The sequence below is a fragment of the Micromonospora sp. AB353 genome (genome assembly GCF_049538395.1).
Taxonomy (GTDB): domain Bacteria; phylum Actinomycetota; class Actinomycetes; order Mycobacteriales; family Micromonosporaceae; genus Micromonospora; species Micromonospora aurantiaca.
This window is the reverse complement of sequence record NZ_JBMVFV010000059.1, coordinates 1-19,086: the sequence shown is the minus strand read 5'-3', so window position 1 is coordinate 19,086 and position 19,086 is coordinate 1. Positions and strand designations below refer to the sequence as shown.

Genomic DNA, 19,086 nt, shown 5'->3' with positions numbered 1-19,086 from the left:
GGGTGTGGACCGACGTACGACCGGCGGGGATGACCGGACGTACGTGAACGGTCCACGGATTGTTCCGTGACCCTAGGACCACACGCGAGCCCGGCGCGACCCGGTCAGACACCGAGCACGGTGGCGACAGCGAGAGCGGCGATGATGACGCTGGACACCAGCGCGGTGACCCGCCGCCCACGGGGACCGGTGAGGGCCCGGCCGATCAGCGAACCGCCTCCGGCGATCAGCACCTGCCAGCTCGCCGAGGCGAGGAACACGCCGAGGGTGAACGCGGCAGCGGCCGGCGGGCCGGAGTCGAGCACGTCACCCCGGCCGAGGACGAGCGCCACGAAGTAGACCACAGTGGCCGGGTTGAGCAGGGTCAACGCGAGAACCGCCGCGAACGCCCGCACCGGCGTGTCCATGCCGCCCCGCGCGCTCGGCTCCCGCGTCGTGGCCGGCGGGTGCGTGGTCGCCGACGGGCTCGGCGGGTGCGTCGCGGCCGGTGGGCGCAGCGCGCGCCGGGCGGTGAGGCCGGCGAGGGCCAGCAGCACCCCCGCGGCGATCATCCGCAGCGGACCCGCGAACGGCGCGAGCCCGCTCGCCACCGCGGCGCCGCCGAGCGCCGCCACGGCAGCGTAGAGCCCGTCGGCGGTGGCCACGCCGAGCGCCGCCGCCGCACCGACCCGGAACGAGGTACGCGCGCTGAGCCCGAGGATGAGGATCGCGATCGCGCCGACCGGAATGGCGACGCCGTAGCCGGCGACCAGGCCGGCCAGGAACGCCCCGGTCACGACGACGGGGGGTGCGCCGAGGCCGCCGAGGGCAGGGTGCGCTGTCGACGCGCGGCAGTGGCCGCACGGACAGAAACCTGCTTCGGGTACGCCTCGATCACCCGCTCATCCTGCACCCCACTCCCCCACCCCGCGACCCCTTTCCCGCGCCCGGGCTGGGCGGTCAGCCACCTTGATCGACACCAGTACGCCGATGTGGCGGCATCAGAGCCGCTCCGACCACACCACATCGTCGTACTGGTGTCGATCATGGCGACAAGGCGGACGATTTCCCATGATGAGGGAGGCTGATCCCGGCATGAGGGAGACGGGCTAGGGAAACAGGCCCTCATGAGGGCCGCATCGCCGGCGAGGGCGGCAGACGCCAAGGGCGCGGCACCCTCACAGGAGTGCCGCGCCCTTGGCGGTGACCGGGAGAACGGTCAGACGTTGAAGCCGAGCGAGCGGAGCTGGTCGCGCCCCTCGTCGGTGATCTTGTCGGGGCCCCACGGCGGCAGCCAGACCCAGTTGATCCGGATGTCGTTGACCAGGCCACCGCCGGGACCGGTGGTCAGCGCCTGCCGGGCCTGGTCCTCGATCACGTCGGTCAGCGGGCAGGCCGCCGAGGTCAGCGTCATGTCCAGGGTGGCGACGTTCTCGTCGTCGACGTGGACGCCGTACACCAGGCCCAGGTCGACCACGTTGATGCCCAGCTCGGGGTCGACGACGTCCTTCATTGCCTCTTCGATGTCGCCGATAGCGGCCTTGCCGGCCGGCGCCGCCGCGCCCGCGGTCGCGCCGTCAGCAACAGCCCCGTTGACGGCCGCGCCGTCCGTCGCCACCGCGCCAGCCTCGGGGGTCATGTTCTCGTCGCTCATGCCTTCACCTCCGGGCTCACGCCCACCCCGGCGCGTGCCGCGGCGTCCTTGAACGCCATCCACGACAACAGCGCGCACTTCACCCGGGCCGGGTAGCGCGCGACACCCGCGAACGCCACCCCGTCTCCGAGCACGTCCTCGTCCGGCGTGACCTGGCCCCGCCCGGACATCAACTCCACGAACGCCTCGTGCACCACGGCGGCGTCGCTCGCGGCCTTGCCGCGCAGCAGCTCGTGCAGGATGCTCGCCGACGCCTGACTGATCGAGCAGCCCATCCCGTCGTACGAGATGTCGGTGAACACGCTGCCGTCGGTCGCCACCCGCACGGTGATCTCGTCGCCGCAGGTCGGGTTGACGTGGTGCGCCTCGCCGACCCGGACGGCCGGATCCGCCGCGTCCCGCAGGCCACGGCCGTGCGGGTGCTTGTAGTGGTCCAGGATGATCTCCTGATAAAGAGAATCAAGTTGCATCAGGCTGAACTCCTGTCGACTCGCGGACTCCTGCGTCGCCGCTCACGCAAACACCTTCCGCACCCGCTCCAGACCCGCCACCAGGGCGTCGATCTCCGCAGTGGTGGTGTAGAGGTAGAACGACGCCCGCGTCATGGCCGGCACCCCGAAGCGGGTGCACACCGGCTTGGCGCAGTGGTGGCCCACCCGCACCTGCACGCCGAGCGAGTCGAGCACCTGCCCGACGTCGTGCGGGTGCACGTCACCGAGCGCGAACGAGATCGTCCCGCCCCGGCCCACCGGCACCGTCGGGCCGAAGATCCGCAGGTCCGGCACGGTGGCGAGGGCGTCGAGCGCGTACGCCGTCAGCTCCTTCTCGTGCCACTGGATCGCCGGCATGCCGATCGCGGTGAGGTAGTCCACCGCGGCGCCGAGCGCCACCGCCTCGGCGATCGGCGGGGTGCCCGCCTCGAACCGGGCCGGCGGCGCGGCGAACGTCGAGCCCGCCATCGTCACCGTCTCGATCATCGAGCCGCCACCCATCACCGGGGGCATCGCGGCGAGCAGCTCGCCCCGGCCCCAGAGCACGCCGATGCCGGTCGGGCCGCACATCTTGTGCCCGGTGAAGACGATGAAGTCGGCGTCGTAGTCGACGACGTCCATCGGCAGGTGCGGCACCGACTGCGAGCAGTCGAGCAGCAGCAGCGCGCCGACCTCGCGGACCCGCGCGGTGATCCGCGCGGTGGCGTTGACGGTGCCGAGGATGTTCGACATGTGCACCAGCGAGACGATCTTCGTCCGCTCGGTGACCAGGTCGTCCAGGCCGGACTCGTCGAGCCGGCCCTGGTCGGTGACCGGGAACCAGCGCAGCGTCGCGCCGGTACGCTCCGCCAGCAACTGCCACGGGACGATGTTCGAGTGGTGCTCCATCTCGGAGATCACGATCTCGTCGCCGGGGCCCAGCCGGAACCGGGGGTCGCCGTCCGCGCGCAGCGAGGCGTTGGAGAAGGCGTACGCCACGAGGTTGATCGCCTCGGTGGAGTTCTTGGTGAACACCACCTCGTCCACGCTCGGCGCGTTGATGAACGAGGCGATCTTCGCCCGCGCGCCCTCGTACGCCTCGGTCGCCTCGGTGCCCAGCGTGTGCACCGAGCGCGACACGTTGGCGTTGTGCAGCGCGTAGTGCTCGGCGAGCACGTCGAGCACCTGCCGCGGCTTGTGCGAGGTGTTGGCGCTGTCGAGGTAGACCAGCGGGTGACCGTTGACCTCCCGGTCGAGGATCGGGAAGTCGGCCCGCACCTTCGCCACGTCGAAGCGGGGCACGTCGTCGTACTGCGGCATGCCCGCCGGGATGGCCATCGAGGTCATGTCGAGTCTCAGGCCCGCGCCGCGCCGGCCCCGGCGACGTACCGCTCGTAGCCCTCTTCCTCGAGCTTGTCGGCCAGCTCCCGGCCGCCCTGCTCGACGATCCGGCCGGCCACGAAGACGTGCACGAAGTCCGGCTTGATGTAGCGCAGGATGCGCGTGTAGTGGGTGATCAGCAGCAGGCCGGTGTCACCGGTGTCGCGCACCCGGTTCACGCCCTCGCTGACCACGCGCAGCGCGTCCACGTCCAGACCGGAGTCGGTCTCGTCGAGGATCGCCATCTTCGGCTTGAGCAGCTCCAGCTGCACGATCTCGTGCCGCTTCTTCTCGCCGCCGGAGAAGCCCTCGTTGACGTTGCGCTGGGCGAACGCCGGGTCCATCTGGAGCTTCTCCATGGCGCCGCGCAGCTCGCCGGCCCAGGTGCGCAGCTTCGGCGCCTCGCCGTCGATGGCGGTCTTGGCGGTACGCAGGAAGTTGGCCACCGACACGCCGGGAACCTCGACCGGGTACTGCATGGCCAGGAAGAGGCCGGCGCGGGCCCGCTCGTCGACGGACATGGACAGCACGTCCTCGCCGTCGAGGGTCACCTCGCCGCCGGTGATCTCGTACTTCGGGTGACCGGCGATCGAGTACGCCAGCGTGGACTTGCCGGAGCCGTTCGGGCCCATGATGGCGTGCGTCTCGCCGGAGCGCACGGTCAGGTCGACACCGTGCAGGATCGGCTTGAGCTCACCCTCGGGCAGCTTGACCGACACCTTCAGGTCGCGGATCTCCAGGGTGCTCATCAGCGGGTCACTCCATTGCTCGGCAGCGGACGGCCGTCGCCGTCCACGGAAAGGTAGATGTCGCCGTCGCGGACTTCGACGGAATAGACGGGTACGGGTTCGGTCGCGGGCAGCCCGGTGGGCTCACCGGTACGCAGGTCGAAACGGGATCCGTGCAGCCAGCATTCCAGCGTGCAGCCCTCGACCTCGCCCTCGGACAGCGCCACGGCGGCGTGCGAGCACTCGTCGTGCACCGCGTAGAACACGTCGTCCTCGCCGTGCACGATCGCGACCTGCACGCCGTCCACGTCGGCGCTGATCGCGGTGCCCTTCGGCACGTCCTCGGTGGAGCAGATCTTGAGCATCAGGCGCCGGCCTTCGCCAGCCGTGCCTCGATGGCGTCGCCCAGGCGCTCGCGCAGGTCCTCGACCGGGATCTTGTTGATCAGCTCGGCGAAGAAGCCGCGCACCACCAGGCGCCGCGCCTCGGCCTCCGGGATGCCCCGGGCCATCAGGTAGAACAGCTGCTCGTCGTCGAACCGGCCGGTCGCGCTGGCGTGCCCGGCGCCGGCGATCTCGCCGGTCTCGATCTCCAGGTTGGGTACGGAGTCGGCCCGCGCGCCGTCGGTGAGCAGCAGGTTCCGGTTGATCTCGTACGTGTCGGTACCGGTCGCCTCGGCGCGGATCAGCACGTCGCCGACCCAGACCGTGTGCGCGTCGTCGCCCTGCAGCGCGCCCCGGTAGCCGACGTTGCTGCGGCAGTCCGGCACCGTGTGGTCGACCAGCTGCCGGTGCTCCAGGTGCTGGCCGGAGTCGGCGAAGTAGACGCCGTACAGCTCGGCCTCGCCGCCGCGCTGGGTGTACTCCACCGACGTGTACTGCCGGACCAGGTCGCCGCCGAGGCTGACCTGCACGTGCAGGATCCGGGCGTCGCGGCCCAGCCGCACCTTGAGGTGCTGCGCCTGCACCGCGTCGTCGGCCCAGTCGGCGACGGTGACCAGGGTCAGCTTCGCCCCGTCACCCACGGTCACCTCGACGTTGTCGGCCAGCGTCGCCGAGCCGACGTGCTCGATCACCACTGTGGCCTCGGCGAACCGGTCCACCTCGACGAACGTGTGCCCGAAGGCGAGCGCCTCGGCGTTCTCGCCGACCACCCGCAGGCGCACCGGCTGTTCCACCACCGCGTCGCGGTCGACGCGCACCAGCAGCGCGCCGTCGGCCCCGCCGTACGCGAGCGCGCTGACCCGGTCGAACGGGGTGAGCACGCTGCCCACCCGGGGGTCGTCCCGGCCGATCCGGTCGACGGTGACGCCCTCGGGCAGGTCACCGTACTCGTGCCGGACCGTGCCGGTAGCGCCCTGCGCCGACCCGGTCAGGCCGCGCAGGCGCTTGAGCGGGGTGAAGCGCCACTCCTCCTCCAGGCCGGTCAGGGCCGGGAAGTCGGCGACGTCGTACGAGCGGAGCGCCTGCGACTTGGTCGTGGGCGGCGCGGAAGCCTGGGTAGTCATCTCTTCCTTGGTCTGTTTCTACGACGACGGTGTCAGTGAGGCGGAGGGCGGGGCGGCCGGCGTCAGCCGACCGCGCCCTCCATCTGCAGCTCGATCAGGCGGTTGAGCTCCAGCGCGTACTCCATCGGGAGCTCCTTGGCGATCGGCTCGATGAAGCCGCGCACGATCATCGCCATCGCCTCGTCCTCGCTCAGGCCCCGGCTCATCAGGTAGAAGAGCTGGTCCTCGCTGACCTTGGAGACGGTCGCCTCGTGCCCCATCGACACGTCGTCCTCGCGGATGTCGACGTACGGGTAGGTGTCGGAGCGGGAGATCGTGTCCACCAGGAGCGCGTCGCACTTGACCGTGCTCTTGCTGCTGGTCGAGCCCTCCAGCACCTGCACCAGACCGCGGTACGAGGTGCGGCCGCCGCCCCGGGCGATCGACTTCGACACGATGGTCGAGGAGGTGTGCGGCGCGGCGTGCACCATCTTGGCGCCGGCGTCCTGGTGCTGGCCCTCGCCGGCCATGGCCACCGAGAGCACCTCGCCCTTGGCGTGCTCGCCGGTCATGTAGACCGCCGGGTACTTCATGGTGACCTTGGAGCCGATGTTGCCGTCGACCCACTCCATGGTCGCGCCCTCGTGGCACACGGCGCGCTTGGTGACCAGGTTGTAGACGTTGTTCGACCAGTTCTGGATGGTCGTGTACCGGCACCGGGCGTTCTTCTTGACGATGATCTCCACGACGGCGCTGTGCAGCGAGTCGGAGGAGTAGATGGGCGCGGTGCAGCCCTCGACGTAGTGCACGTACGCGCCCTCGTCGACGATGATCAGCGTCCGCTCGAACTGGCCCATGTTCTCCGTGTTGATCCGGAAGTAGGCCTGCAGCGGGATGTCCACGTGCACGCCCTTCGGCACGTAGATGAACGAGCCACCGGACCAGACGGAGGTGTTCAGCGCGGCGAACTTGTTGTCGCCGACCGGGATCACCGTGCCGAAGTACTCCTTGAACAGGTCCTCGTGCTCCTTGAGCGCGGTGTCGGTGTCCAGGAAGACGACACCCTGCTCCTCCAGGTCCTCACGGATCTGGTGGTAGACCACCTCGGACTCGTACTGCGCCGCGACACCGGCGACCAGGCGCTGCTTCTCCGCCTCCGGGATGCCGAGCTTGTCGTAGGTGTTCTTGATGTCCTCGGGCAGGTCCTCCCAGGAGGTGGCCTGCTTCTCGGTGGACCGCACGAAGTACTTGATGTTGTCGAAGTCGATCCCGGTGAGGTCGGCGCCCCAGTTCGGCATCGGCTTGCGGCCGAACAGCCGCAGGCCCTTGAGCCGCAGGTCGAGCATCCAGGCCGGCTCGTTCTTCTTGGCCGAGATGTCCCGCACCACCGCCTCGCTGAGGCCGCGCTGGGCGGACGCCCCGGCGACGTCGGGGTCGGCCCAGCCGTACTCGTAACGGCCGAGGGCCGCGAGCTGCTCCTCCTGGGTCAGGGGCTGGACGATCTGCTCGGTCATCTATCTGTCCTCACAGTGGTGACGGTGGAACCGGACTGGGCGGGAATGTGCGTGGTGCACACGCCGTCGCCGTGCGCGATGGTGGCCAGGCGCTGTACGTGAGTGCCGACCAGACGGGAGATCACTTCGGTCTCGGCCTCGCACAGCTGAGGGAACTCGGCGGCCACGTGCGCCACCGGGCAGTGGTGCTGGCAGAGCTGGCCGCCGGAGGCGATCGTGGACGCGTTGGCAGCGTAACCCTCGGCGGTCAGCGCGCCGGCGAGCGCCTCCGCCCGCGCGAGCGGGGCGTCTCCGGCGTCCTCCATGGCCGCCCGGCAGCGGGCCTCCAGCGCGGAGACCTGCTCGGCCGCGAACGCCGCGACCGCCTCGGTGCCGCCGGTGCGGGCGATCCACCGCAGCGCGGCGGTGGCCATGTTGTCGTAGTGGTGGGTGCCGCAGCGGCCGCGGCCCGCCTCGGTGAGCGCGAAGACCTTGGCCGGGCGGCCACGTCCGCGGCTGCCGCGGACGGTCTGGTCGCGGGCGATCACGTCACCGTCGGCGAGCATCGCGTCGAGGTGGCGGCGGATCGCGGCCGGGCTCAGGCCGAGCGCCGAACCGAGCTGCGCGGCGGTGGTGGGACCACGCTCCAGCAGCAGCTGGGTGACCCGGTCGCGGGTCGACAGGTCGGCCGGAGCGGTCTCCCGCTCGCCGGGCCGTACGCCGCGACGTGCGCGCGAACCACCGGCGACCGGACCGGTCACCGGCGTTCGGGAGAGCGCCGCCGCGTTTTTCACAACGGCAACGTTACGTAATTCGCGGAGGGCCCGCAAACCCGGGGTCCGGTGATTCCGACCACCGGGGTGCCGGAGTCACCCGATCGGGATCAACTACGGTGCGTAGGATTCGCTCCGTGAAGCGATCCGTCCGGTTTCCGGTCTCCGCCACGCTGCTGCGCCGCCTCGCGCTCGCCTCGATCATCGCGAACGTCGCGATCGTGGTCACCGGCGGGGCCGTCCGGCTCACCGCCTCCGGCCTCGGCTGCCCCACCTGGCCCCGGTGCACCGAGGACTCCTACACCACCACACCCGAGATGGGCGTGTACGGGGTGATCGAGTTCGGCAACCGGCTGCTCACCTTCGCGGTCGGGATCATCGCGCTCGCCGTGGTGCTGGCCGTGCTGGCGCACCGCCCCCGCCGCCGCGGGACGCTGCCGCTTGCCGTCGGCGTGCTGTTCGGCATCCCGGCCCAGGCGATCATCGGTGGCATCACCGTGCTCACCAACCTCAACCCGTGGGTGGTCGGGCTGCACTTCCTCGCCTCGATGGCGGTGATCGCGGTCGCGTACGCGCTCTGGCGGCGCATCAAGGACCCGGACGGGCCGGTGTCCCCGACCGTGCCGGCGCCGCTGCGTACGCTCGCCTGGATCACCACGGCGGTGAGCGCGTCGGTGCTGGTGGTCGGCACGTGGGTGACCGGCAGCGGACCGCACGCCGGCGACCACGGCGCGGCCCGCAACGGCCTGGACCCGGCGGCGATCTCCCAGGTGCACGCCGACGGCGTCTTCCTGCTGATCGGCCTGTCGGTGGCGCTGTACTTCGCGTTCCGGGCGGTCGGCGCGGCGCGGGCGGCCCGGGCCGCCGCGGTGCTGATCGCGGTCGAGCTGGGCCAGGGCGTGATCGGCTTCGTCCAGTACTTCACCCACCTGCCCGCCGTGCTGGTCGGCGCGCACATGCTCGGCTCCTGCCTGGTGCTGCTGGCCACCCTCGGCGTGCTCTGGGCCACCCGGGAGCGGCTGCCGGCCGCCCCGGAGGCCCCGGCCGCGCCGGCCGCGCAACGGGTGGGCGCCGTCGCCTGAGCGCGGGCGTTACCGCGCGGCGGGAGCGGGAAAGCGGCACGGGCCACCGACAGTCGCCCGAGGGGAGCTCCCCGTGTCGCGCAAGAGCCTCTCCACCACCACCCCGCAACGGCTGACCCCGGTCGCCGGCGCGCCGCTGTGGTGCGACGCCCGCGAGTACGGCCTCACCGGCGACGGGGTCACCAACGACCAGCCCGCCCTGGCGGCGCTGGTGGACCGCCTCGGCGCCGGGTACGACGCCGACGGCCGGGCCCGGGTGATCTACTGCCCGCCCGGCCTCTACTCGATCCGCGACGCCGGGACCGTCTGGCGCAGCGGCGTCTCGCTGATCGGCGCGGGACCGGCGGCGACCCGCTTCCTGCTCAGCAACGAGGGCAACCGCAGCGCACCGGTCCCGCTCGCCTTCTGGACCACCGTGCAGCACGGCGCGGACCGGGAGCGGCACATCGCCGACTGCTCGTTCGCCGACTTCGAGATCGACGGCTCCGGCGTGGCCCAGACGTCCTACGACTACCTGGCCAAGGGGCTGGGCCTGCAGTACGTGGTGCGCGGGGTGTTCCGCAACCTCTACATCCACCACACCGGGGCGACCGGCCTGGGCTGTGACTTCCTCCAGGACAGCCTGATCGACGGCGTGGTCGTGGTGGGATGCGGCCGGCTGGACAACGGCGACCAGATGGGCGGCGCGGGGATCGGCGTCGGCATCGGCGGCTGGGGCGACGTGGAGCGCCTCACCGTCGCCAACTGCACCACCATCGGCAACGGCACCAACGGCATCTTCCTGGAGCTGCAGAAGGACTACTGGACCCCGCCGCGCGGCATCCGGATCGTCGGCTGCCACAGCCAGGCCAACCGGTTCGGCATCTCCGACTGGGGAGCGGACGGGCTGATCGTCTCCGCCTGCACCATGACCAACAACCTGGAGGCCGGCTTCGACGTGTCGGGCAACGGCACCGCCGGGGTCGCCGGGCGCGGCGGCCTGGTCACCGGTTGCGTGATCGACTACAACGTCGGCGACGGCATCAGCATGGGCAACACCCCCGGCCCGTACGCGGTGCAGGCCAACCGGATCAGCCGCAACGGCGGCTTCGGCTACCACCAGCACGACCTGGGCCACGGCTACCGGGGCGCGGCGGCCGACGTGGTGATCCAGGACAACGACATCCGGGAGAACGCGCTGGACGGCATCCGGATCGACCGGCCGATGCTCGACACGTCGATCGTCGGGAACCGGATCCGGGACAACGGCCGCCGCTCCGCCCCGGCCTGCTCCGGCTCCGGCGAGGCGGTGCGGTACGGCCCGCGCGAGGTCGCCGACGGCAACGCCGACTGGCCGGCCGGCGGGCACCGGGGCAAGGTGGTCCGGGTCGGCTCGCGGGACGCGGTGGTGTCCGACAACAGCGCCACCGGGCTCTCCCTGGCCGAGGTACGCCCGGACGGCTCCACCGGCTGGAGCGCGGACACACCGGGGCCCGGCACGGCGTACGAGCTGCCTGACGCTCCGCCGGCGTGCGGCGGCATCACGATCGCGGCGCCGTTCGACTCGGCCACCGTGCGCGGCAACCGGATCTGGCACCGGGACGCCGACACCCAGGCGTACGGCATCTGGGTCACCGAGGCGGGCAGCTGCGTCTCCTGCGCGTTCGAGGACAACGACCTGGCCGGCACCGAGGCCGCGCTGCGGCTGGACACGCCGCCGATCGGTGGTCGCTGGGCACGTAACCACAGCGACCGCGACTGAGCGCGCTGTCGCCGCCTCCGGGCGGTCAGGCGGACGCCTCGGCGGCGAACGCCAGCGCGACGAGCGTCCCGTTGCTGACGGCATGGGCGAGGATCGGCACCCAGAGGTTGCGGTGGCGGTGCAGCAGCCAGGCGAACAGCAGCCCGGCGAAGAGCGCGCTGACGGTGTTGAAGACCCGGGGCAAATGTACGACGGCGAAGAAGGCCGCCGACAGCACCACGGCGGCCACGGCGGGCAGCCGCGCGGCCAGCCCCTGGTAGAAGACACCCCGGTAGAGGATCTCCTCGTAGAGCGGGGAGACGACGGCGCCGAAGGCGAACGCGAAGGCGAACTGCGCGAGCAGGCTTCCGGCGGGGTAGCCGCCCTCACCACCGCCGCCCTCGACGAGCGCCGCGGGCAGCGCCACCACGAGCACGAGGGTGAGCGCGGCCTTGGCCAGGCCCCAGCCCACCGCGGCGCCCACCTGGCGGCCCGCCGGGCGGACGAGCCGCAGCGGCCGGGCGATCTCGCCGAAGCGGTGGCGCACCACCGCGAGGCCGACAGCGAGCTGGGTGCCGTTGATCAGGGCCCAGGCGATGGTGTACGCCGCCGTCTCCGGCATGCCCAGCCGCTCCGGTCCCCGGGCCAGCAGGTCCGCGACCGCCGAGTTGGCCAGGCCGACGCCGACGGCGAGCACGAGCGCCATGTCGAGGTAGCTGAACCGGCGGGTGTCGCGTGCGGTGTCGGTGAGGGGTGCGGTCATGCCGGGCAACGTTAGGCGGCCGACCTATATCGGTCAAATGACCGACCATCTATGATCACCTCGTGCCCAAGGTTGTGGACCACGAGGAGCGGCGGCGTCATCTCGGCGCGGCGGCCTGCGTCGTACTGGCGCGGGCGGGGTCGGCCGGGATGACGGTGCGGGCCGTCGCCGCCGAGGCCGGCATGCCGCTGGCGACCGCGCAGCACTACCTGCCGGCTCGGGAACTGATGGTCCGGGCGGCAATGGACCACCTGGCCGGACGCGTGGTGGCGCGGGCCCGGACGATCCCCGCCGACCCGGTCACGCCGGAGGTGATCCGGCAGGCGGTGCGCCAGCTCGTCCCGCTGGACGCCGAACGCGCCTTCGAGGCCCGCGTCTGGCTGGTCCTCACCGCCGAGGCGCTCGTCGACGAGCAGGTCGCGGCGATCCTGGCGGAGAGCGAGGCGCAGATGCGGGCCAACGTCGAGCGGCTGCTCACGCTCGGCCGGGCCGCGGGTGGCATCGCCGGGCACGTGGACGCACGGGCCGAGGCCGCCGCGCTGGCGACGCTGCTGGACGGCGTCACGGTACGGATCCTGACCACCGGCCTGGATCCCGCGGACGCACGCGCGGAGATCGACGCCCACCTGGCCCGGCTCACGGCGGCCGTCGCCTGAACCGGCCGGCATCCGCGACCCGGCTCGGCCGGGCCCCGGAGGTCAGCGGCGGCGGGCCAGGTGGGTGAGCACCGCGTCGGCGAGCCGGTCCGGGGCGCCGTCGGCGTACCCGACGAACAGACTCGGCTCGGTCAGCTCCAGCTCGACCAGCACGGGCTCGCCGTCCGGGCCGGGGATCAGGTCGACGCGGGCGTAGAGCAGGCGGTCCGGGCCGCCGGGCACCGCCGCGAGCACCTTCTCGGCCACCGCGCGCTGCTCCGCGGTGGCGACACGGGCGTCGATCCGCTCCTCCTTGTAGAGCGCGGCCTCGCCCAGGTCCGGCCCGGTCAGCATCGGACCCTTGCGGATCGCGTGACTGAACGCCAGGCCGCCGGGCCCGGCCAGGAACAGCAGCGCGGTCTCCCCGGCGGTGTCCACCGCGCCGAGGTACGGCTGGACCATCGTGACCCGCCCAGCGCCGGAGAGCCGGCGTACGTGGGCCACCGCCAGCTCGCGGTGCTCCGGGTCGGTCAGGTCGTAGCGGCCGGTGTCCTGGCTACCGGCGCTGACCGCCGGCTTGATCACGTACTCGCCCCCGTCCGGCGGCGTCCACTCCCGCCCGGGCTCGACCCACTCGGTCGGCACGGTGGGCACCCCGGCGGCGGACAGCTCGGACAGGTAGCGCTTGTCGGTGTTCCAGGCGACCACGTCGGCCGGGTTCACCAGGGCCGGCACGGTACGCGCCCAGGCCACGAACTCGTCCCGCCGCAGCGCGTAGTCCCACGGGGAGCGGAGCACGACCAGGTCGTACCCGGACCAGTCGACCGCCGGGTCGTCCCAGACGGCGATCTCGGCGGTGACGCCGCAGGCGGCGAGCGGGCCGAGCGCGAGCCGGTCGTCCGGGTCGAGGCCGGGCAGCTCGGCGCAGGTGACGAAAGCGACCCGGGGTCTCCCCCGGGTCGACTGGTGGTGGTTGGTCATTCGCTATATGTCAACGGGCCATCGTGCGCCGGGCCATCGACCGCCACAGGTCGTTGCTCGGACGCATCTGGTCCATCAGTTCACGCTCCCAGGCGTTCTCGACGTCGACCCCGGCCTTGGCGCAGGCCTGCCGCGCGACGTCCGTGCCGTCGGCGAACTGGTCCGCCCATACCCCGTCGGAACCCACGAGGACGATCCGTGCGCCGCGCTTGCCGACGTACTCGATGACCGCCTTCGCGCCGCCGTGCCCGGCGGCGAACGACTTGATGCCCGCGACCAGGCCGTTGGGGGCCTGCTCGGCGGTCTTGTCAGCCGTCAGCGTCGTATCGGAACCATCTGCCATGACGCGAAGCCTAAGCAGAGTTCCACCCGGATGTGCGAGAACCATGAACTGAATGTGATGCCAATTACCCATCGGTTTAAGAAGAACCACAGGTAATTCGCCCGTACATGTCGCTTATTTCCGGGCGAAGCGGACGGGCGGGATAGTCACAATCTGTCCGGGTTGAACACGTCCGGGAAAGCCCGAAAAAAATTTCTGATGAACCGCCGGACGGGCGGGTCAGAGCAGCGCGTCGAGCGCGACGGCCGCGAAGAGGATCGTGAGGTACGTGGTCGACCAGTGGAACAGCCGCATCGGCTTGACCGCCTCGCCGCGCGTCGCGCGCCGGCACAGCTTGTGCGCCTCGACGAGGAAGATCCCGCCGACCACGAGCGCGGTGACGCCGTAGATCGGGCTCATCCCGAGCGGCCACACCGCCAGCGAGGAGAGCACCGTCAGCCAGGAGAAGCCGATGATCTCCGCGTTCACCCGCCGGACCGAGGCCACCACCGGCAGCATCGGCACCCCGGCGCGGGCGTAGTCGGCCTTGTACTTGATGGCCAGCGCGTAGAAGTGCGGCATCTGCCAGAAGAAGACGACAGCGAACAGGCCCCACGCGGCCGGCGCCAGCGAACCGGTGACGGCGGCCCAGCCGATCAGCACCGGCGCGGCGCCGCAGATGCCGCCCCAGAACGTGTTGGCGGCGGTGGTCCGCTTCAGCCACAGCGTGTAGACGAGGTCGTAGTAGGCGATCGCGGCCAGCGTCAGCACCGTCGCCAGCCAGTTCGTCGCCACCGCCATCAGCGCCACCGAGACGGCCGCCAGCACCAGGCCGAAGACCAGCGCGCTGCGCGGCGACACGGTGTGCGCGGGCAGCGGGCGGCGCTTGGTACGCCGCATGAGCTGGTCGATGTCGCGGTCGATGTAGCAGTTGATGACGCTCGCCGCACCGGCCGCCAGCGACCCGCCGACCAGCACCACGGCGACCAGCCACAGCGACGGCATCCCGCCGTGGGCCAGCATCATCGCCGGCACGGTGGTGACCAGCAGCAGCTCGACGATCCGCGGCTTGGTCAGCGTCACGTACGCCGCCACCACGGCGCGTACGTCCCGCCGGCCGCTCGCCGGCGCCTCCGCCACCGCGCCCACCGGCGACTGCCCGGCAGGGTTGCTGACGGGGCGCTCGGTGATCATGCTCACGGATTGCCACCTTCCGGCATCGGCGGGGGAGGTCGTTCGGCCCGGACCGCTGCGGGCCCACACACCGCCCCACACACTACGCGGCGTCGTTTTCGCTGCCCCGTGGACCCGGCAACGGTGCGAGCCGTCACACCTGGGGTTGAACGACCGGACGTCCGCGATCCGTACAGAACAGCATGCCGAGATCCCCGGGCGGACGTTTAGCACCGCTCGATAGGGTCATCAGTGAGGGTTCCGCCCATCTGCCGAGGAGCACAACCATCGTGGCTGCCAACCGACCCGAGCTTCCCGCTCTCAACTGGTCCGACCTCGACCGCAGGGCCGTCGACACGGTCCGCGTGCTGGCCATGGACGCCGTGGAGAAATCCGGCAACGGCCACCCGGGGACGGCGATGAGTCTCGCCCCGGTGGCGTACCTGCTCTTCAACCGGGTCATGCGGCACAACCCCGCCGACCCGAACTGGGCCGGACGCGACCGGTTCGTGCTGTCGGCGGGGCACTCCAGCCTGACGCTCTACATCCAGCTCTTCCTCTCCGGCTACCCGCTGGCGCTGGACGACCTCAAGGCGCTGCGCCAGTGGGGCTCGCTCACCCCGGGCCACCCGGAGCACGGCCACACCCCGGGAGTGGAGACCACCACCGGTCCGCTCGGCCAGGGCCTCGGCAACGCCGTCGGCATGGCGATGGCCGCCCGCCGCGAGCGCGGCCTGTTCGACCCCGAGCCGGACCGCGCCGACTCGCCGTTCCGGCACGACATCTGGTGCATCGCCTCCGACGGTGACATCGAGGAGGGCATCACCCACGAGGCCAGCGCGCTCGCCGGTCACCAGCAGCTCGGCAACCTCTGCGTGATCTACGACGACAACGAGATCTCGATCGAGGACGACACCCGCATCGCCAAGAGCGAGGACGTGGCGGCCCGCTACGAGGCGTACGGCTGGCACGTGCAGACCGTCGACTGGCGCCGCGGCGACGCCGACCAGGGCGACTACCACGAGGACGTGGAGGCGCTGTACCAGGCGCTGCTGGCCGCCAAGGCGGAGACCGGCCGGCCGTCGTTCATCGCGCTGCGCACCATCATCGGCTGGCCCGCGCCGAACAAGAAGAACACCGGCAAGATCCACGGCTCGGCGCTCGGCGCGGACGAGGTCAAGGCCACCAAGGAGATCCTCGGCTTCGACCCGCAGCGCACCTTCGAGGTCGACGAGGAGGTGCTCAAGCACGCCCGTCAGGTGCTCGAGCGCGGCGCGCAGGAGCAGGCCGAGTGGACCACCGGGTTCGACGCCTGGGCGCAGGCCAACCCGGAGCGCAAGGCGCTGTGGGACCGGATGGCCACCCGTACGCTGCCGACCGGCTGGACCGACGCGCTGCCGACCTTCCCGGCGGACGCCAAGGGCGTCGCCACCCGGGCCGCCTCCGGCAAGATCCTCGAGGCGCTGGCGCCGGTGCTGCCGGAGCTGTGGGGCGGCTCGGCCGACCTGGCCGAGAGCAACAACACCACGATGAAGGGCGAGCCGTCGTTCGTCCCGGCCGCGCACGCCACCAAGGACTTCCCGGGCGACGAGTACGGCCGCACGCTGCACTTCGGCATCCGCGAGCACGCCATGGGCGCGATCCTCAACGGCATCGCCCTGCACGGCGGCACCCGCCCGTACGGCGGCACGTTCCTGGTGTTCAGCGACTACATGCGCCCGGCGGTGCGGCTGGCCGCGCTGATGAAGCTGCCGGTGACGTACGTCTGGACGCACGACTCGATCGGCCTCGGCGAGGACGGCCCGACGCACCAGCCGATCGAGCACCTGACCGCGCTGCGGGCCATCCCCGGCCTGGACGTGGTCCGCCCGGCCGACGCCAACGAGACGGTCTGGGCGTGGCGGCAGGCGCTGGAGCACACCGACCGGCCGACCGCGCTGGCGCTCAGCCGCCAGGCGCTGCCGACGTTCGACCGCACCGACCTGGCCGGCGCCGAGGGCGTCGCCAAGGGCGGGTACGTGCTGGCCGAGGCGTCGAACGGCAAGCCGCAGGTGATCCTCGTCGGCACCGGCTCGGAGGTGCAGCTCTGCCTCACCGCGCGGGAGCGGCTGGAGGCCGACGGCACCCCCACCCGGGTCGTCTCCATGCCCTGCCAGGAGTGGTTCTTCGCCCAGGACGAGGCGTACCGGGAGTCGGTGCTGCCGCGCGGGGTAAAGGCACGGGTGAGCGTGGAGGCGGGCATCGCGATGTCGTGGCGCGGGATCGTCGGCGACAGCGGTGAGTGCGTGAGCATCGAGCACTACGGCGCCAGCGCGCCGCACACCGTGCTCTTCGAGCAGTTCGGGTTCACCCCCGACCGGATCGTGGCCGCCGCGCACGCGGCGCTGACCCGGGTGGGCGACATCACCGGTTTCACGACCGGCAACTGAGGGGAGCGTGGACGGCATGACGGACAGGCTGAAGGAGCTCCAGGGCGCCGGTGTGGCGATCTGGCTCGACGATCTCTCCCGGGTACGGCTGACCTCCGGCGGGCTGGACAAGCTGCGCCGGGAGAGCCACGTAGCCGGGGTGACCACCAACCCGACGATCTTCGCCAAGGCGCTGAGCGACGCCGACGAGTACGACTGGCAGCTTCGTGACCTCGCCGTACGCGGCGTGGACGTCGAGGAGGCGGTCCGCATGCTCACCACGTACGACGTGCGGTGGGCCTGCGACGTGATGCGCCCGTCGTACGACGTCAGCGGCGGCGTGGACGGCCGGGTGTCGATCGAGGTGGACCCGCGCTCGGCGCACGACGCGGCGAAGACCGTCGCCGAGGCCAAGGCGTTGTGGTGGCTGGTCGACCGGCCGAACCTGTTCATCAAGATCCCGGCCACCGAGGAGGGTCTGCCCGCGATCACCGCGACCCTGGCCGAGGGGATCAGCGTCAACGTCACGCTGATCTTCGGCCTGGACCGGTACTCGCAGGTGATGGACGCCTTCCTGGCCGGCCTGGAGCAGGCGAAGGCCAACGGGCACGACCTGTCGAAGATCGGCTCGGTCGCCTCGTTCTTCGTCTCCCGGGTCGACACCGAGGTGGACAAGCGGCTGGAGAAGATCGGGTCGGACCAGGCCAAGGCGCTGCGCGGCAAGGCCGCGGTCGCCAACGCCCGGCTGGCGTACGAGCGCTACGGCGAGGTGTTCTCCTCGGCGCGCTGGCAGAAGCTCGCCGACGCGGGCGCCCACCCGCAGCGCCCGCTGTGGGCCTCCACCTCGACGAAGAACCCGGACTACCGGGACGTCATCTACGTCGAGGAGCTGATCGCGCCCGGCACCGTCAACACCATGCCGGAGCCGGTCATCCACGCCTACGCCGAGCACGGCGAGACGAAGGCGGACACGGTCACCGTCGCGTACGACGACGCCCGCCAGGTCTTCGACGACCTGCTGGCGGTGGGCGTGGACCTGTCCGACGTGATCGCCACGCTGGAGCGCGAGGGCGTGGAGAAGTTCGAGGCGAGCTGGGTGGAGCTGCTGGAGGGGGTCAAGAAGTCCCTCGCCGAGGCGGCCAAGGGCTCGGGCAGCCCGCACCGGGCCGCCGGGAAGAACGCGCAGGCGGCGCAGCAGGCCGGCGGCAACGCGTGACCGACGGCGTCCGACGCGTCCCGGGGCCGCGCCCCGGGACGCGTCGCGCCGTACCGTGGAAGCGGTGAGGGGGCGCTGTGTGGAAGCCGAGGTGGCGCCGTGAGTGACCTGCTGGCCGGGCGGGCGGACATGGCCGCCGGTCTGGCCGTGCGCGGAGCCGACGCCCTCGGTGCGTCCACCCGCGCCTCGCTCGTCTCCCACGACGTCCCGGCCCGGCTCGCCGCCGCCGACCCGGCCCTCTGGGGGCCCGCCGCCGAGTCGGCGGCCCTCGACGGGCTGGGCTGGCTGCACGCCCACCGGCGCAGCCGGGATCTGCTCCCCCAGCTCGCCGAGCTGGCCGCCGAGCTGGGCGACCTGGACCACGTGGTGCTGGCCGGCGCCCCCGACGACACGCTCGCCGCGGAGGTGCTGGCCGAGTGCCTGGGCCGGCCGCTGACAGTGCTCGACACCGCCGACCCGGGACCGGTCCGGGCCGCGCTCGCCGACCGCCCGGCGCGTACCCTCCTGGTGCTCGCCGCCCGGCGCGGCCTCGACCGGACCACCGACGCCCACCTGCGGGTCTACCGGCAGGCGTGGGCGGACGAGGGCCCCGACGCCGCCCGGCACGTCGTGGTGGTCACCGAACCCGGCTCCGACCTCGCGGCGCGCGCCGACGAGCTGGGCGCGATGGTCATCCCGGCCGAGTCCGGCGTGGCCGGGCCGTGGGCCGCGCTCACCGCGTCCGGTCTGGTCGCGGCGGCGCTGGCCGGCGCGCCGGTGGCCGAGGTGCTGGACGAGGCGGAGGCGCTCACCCAACAACGTCCGCCGTCAGTGGCGCCAGGCC

General features: G+C 71.9%; 18 protein-coding genes and 1 pseudogene. 6 read left to right on the top strand and 13 right to left on the bottom strand.

What is annotated here, in order from left to right; translation table 11 throughout:
* Positions 1–104: 104 nt before the first annotated feature.
* The 9 genes from ACPCK6_RS21630 to ACPCK6_RS21590 form a co-directional block, all read right to left on the bottom strand.
* Positions 105–776 carry a LysE family transporter gene (locus ACPCK6_RS21630; protein WP_423482041.1) on the bottom strand — a complete coding sequence of 224 codons (672 nt, stop codon included), beginning with the start codon at positions 774–776 and terminating at the stop codon, positions 105–107.
* 422 nt (positions 777–1,198) lie between these two features.
* Positions 1,199–1,633, bottom strand: coding sequence for a metal-sulfur cluster assembly factor (locus ACPCK6_RS21625; RefSeq protein WP_396882834.1), 435 nt, complete (start codon positions 1,631–1,633; stop codon positions 1,199–1,201).
* Positions 1,630–2,103 carry a Fe-S cluster assembly sulfur transfer protein SufU gene (sufU, locus tag ACPCK6_RS21620; protein ID WP_396882833.1) on the bottom strand — a complete coding sequence of 158 codons (474 nt, stop codon included), beginning with the start codon at positions 2,101–2,103 and terminating at the stop codon, positions 1,630–1,632. Before sufU ends, ACPCK6_RS21625 begins: the two co-directional genes overlap by 4 nt.
* Before the next feature lie 42 nt (positions 2,104–2,145).
* Positions 2,146–3,450 carry a cysteine desulfurase gene (locus ACPCK6_RS21615; RefSeq protein ID WP_396882832.1) on the bottom strand — a complete coding sequence of 435 codons (1,305 nt, stop codon included), beginning with the start codon at positions 3,448–3,450 and terminating at the stop codon, positions 2,146–2,148.
* An 8-nt stretch (positions 3,451–3,458) separates the two neighbouring features.
* Positions 3,459–4,232 (bottom strand): Fe-S cluster assembly ATPase SufC, encoded by a 774-nt coding sequence (sufC, locus tag ACPCK6_RS21610; RefSeq protein WP_013287444.1) that lies wholly within the window; start codon positions 4,230–4,232, stop codon positions 3,459–3,461.
* Entirely contained in the window at positions 4,232–4,576 is a 345-nt protein-coding gene (locus tag ACPCK6_RS21605; RefSeq protein ID WP_064445305.1) for a non-heme iron oxygenase ferredoxin subunit, read from the bottom strand. Before ACPCK6_RS21605 ends, sufC begins: the two co-directional genes overlap by 1 nt.
* Positions 4,576–5,718, bottom strand: a complete 1,143-nt coding sequence (gene sufD / locus ACPCK6_RS21600; protein WP_318334820.1) for a Fe-S cluster assembly protein SufD — start codon at positions 5,716–5,718, stop codon at positions 4,576–4,578. Before sufD ends, ACPCK6_RS21605 begins: the two co-directional genes overlap by 1 nt.
* A gap of 62 nt (positions 5,719–5,780) precedes the next feature.
* A complete protein-coding gene (gene sufB, locus ACPCK6_RS21595) occupies positions 5,781–7,211 on the bottom strand; it encodes a Fe-S cluster assembly protein SufB (protein WP_013287447.1) in 1,431 nt (476 codons plus the stop codon).
* On the bottom strand, positions 7,208–7,984 hold the full coding sequence (locus ACPCK6_RS21590; RefSeq protein ID WP_396882830.1) for a helix-turn-helix transcriptional regulator: 777 nt from the start codon (positions 7,982–7,984) through the stop codon (positions 7,208–7,210). The genes sufB and ACPCK6_RS21590 overlap by 4 nt, the downstream gene beginning before the upstream one ends.
* 98 nt (positions 7,985–8,082) lie before the next feature.
* On the opposite strand from ACPCK6_RS21590, the gene ACPCK6_RS21585 reads away from it, so the two are divergent.
* Together ACPCK6_RS21585 and ACPCK6_RS21580 are read left to right on the top strand one after the other, a co-directional pair.
* On the top strand, positions 8,083–9,045 hold the full coding sequence (locus tag ACPCK6_RS21585; protein ID WP_423482040.1) for a COX15/CtaA family protein: 963 nt from the start codon (positions 8,083–8,085) through the stop codon (positions 9,043–9,045).
* A gap of 73 nt (positions 9,046–9,118) precedes the next feature.
* The gene (locus ACPCK6_RS21580; protein WP_423482039.1) at positions 9,119–10,786 is read left to right on the top strand and encodes a right-handed parallel beta-helix repeat-containing protein; all 1,668 of its coding nucleotides are present in this window, start codon (positions 9,119–9,121) and stop codon (positions 10,784–10,786) included.
* Between the two features lie 25 nt (positions 10,787–10,811).
* On the opposite strand, the gene ACPCK6_RS21575 is transcribed toward ACPCK6_RS21580, so the two are convergent.
* Positions 10,812–11,528, bottom strand: a complete 717-nt coding sequence (locus ACPCK6_RS21575) for a CPBP family intramembrane glutamic endopeptidase (RefSeq protein WP_396882827.1) — start codon at positions 11,526–11,528, stop codon at positions 10,812–10,814.
* Between the two features lie 62 nt (positions 11,529–11,590).
* Between ACPCK6_RS21575 and ACPCK6_RS21570 the strand changes: the two genes are divergently transcribed.
* On the top strand, positions 11,591–12,184 hold the full coding sequence (locus ACPCK6_RS21570; RefSeq protein ID WP_013287452.1) for a TetR/AcrR family transcriptional regulator: 594 nt from the start codon (positions 11,591–11,593) through the stop codon (positions 12,182–12,184).
* 42 nt (positions 12,185–12,226) lie between these two features.
* On the opposite strand, the gene ACPCK6_RS21565 is transcribed toward ACPCK6_RS21570, so the two are convergent.
* From ACPCK6_RS21565 to ACPCK6_RS21555, 3 genes are all read right to left on the bottom strand, one after another.
* Entirely contained in the window at positions 12,227–13,144 is a 918-nt protein-coding gene (locus ACPCK6_RS21565) for an ATP-grasp domain-containing protein (protein ID WP_423482038.1), read from the bottom strand.
* Positions 13,145–13,154: 10 nt separating this feature from the next.
* Positions 13,155–13,487 (bottom strand): hypothetical protein, encoded by a 333-nt coding sequence (locus tag ACPCK6_RS21560; RefSeq protein WP_013287454.1) that lies wholly within the window; start codon positions 13,485–13,487, stop codon positions 13,155–13,157.
* 219 nt (positions 13,488–13,706) lie between these two features.
* Positions 13,707–14,666, bottom strand: coding sequence for a heme o synthase (locus tag ACPCK6_RS21555; protein WP_396882825.1), 960 nt, complete (start codon positions 14,664–14,666; stop codon positions 13,707–13,709).
* A 263-nt stretch (positions 14,667–14,929) separates the two neighbouring features.
* On the opposite strand from ACPCK6_RS21555, the gene tkt reads away from it, so the two are divergent.
* The 3 genes and pseudogenes from tkt to ACPCK6_RS21540 form a co-directional block, all read left to right on the top strand.
* A complete protein-coding gene (tkt, locus tag ACPCK6_RS21550; RefSeq protein WP_396882824.1) occupies positions 14,930–17,068 on the top strand; it encodes a transketolase in 2,139 nt (712 codons plus the stop codon).
* Positions 17,069–17,084: 16 nt separating this feature from the next.
* Complete coding sequence (gene tal, locus ACPCK6_RS21545; protein WP_355512714.1) at positions 17,085–18,263, top strand: transaldolase; 1,179 nt, start codon at positions 17,085–17,087, stop codon at positions 18,261–18,263.
* A gap of 99 nt (positions 18,264–18,362) precedes the next feature.
* Positions 18,363–19,086: pseudogene (locus ACPCK6_RS21540) on the top strand (glucose-6-phosphate isomerase); the annotation flags it as partial.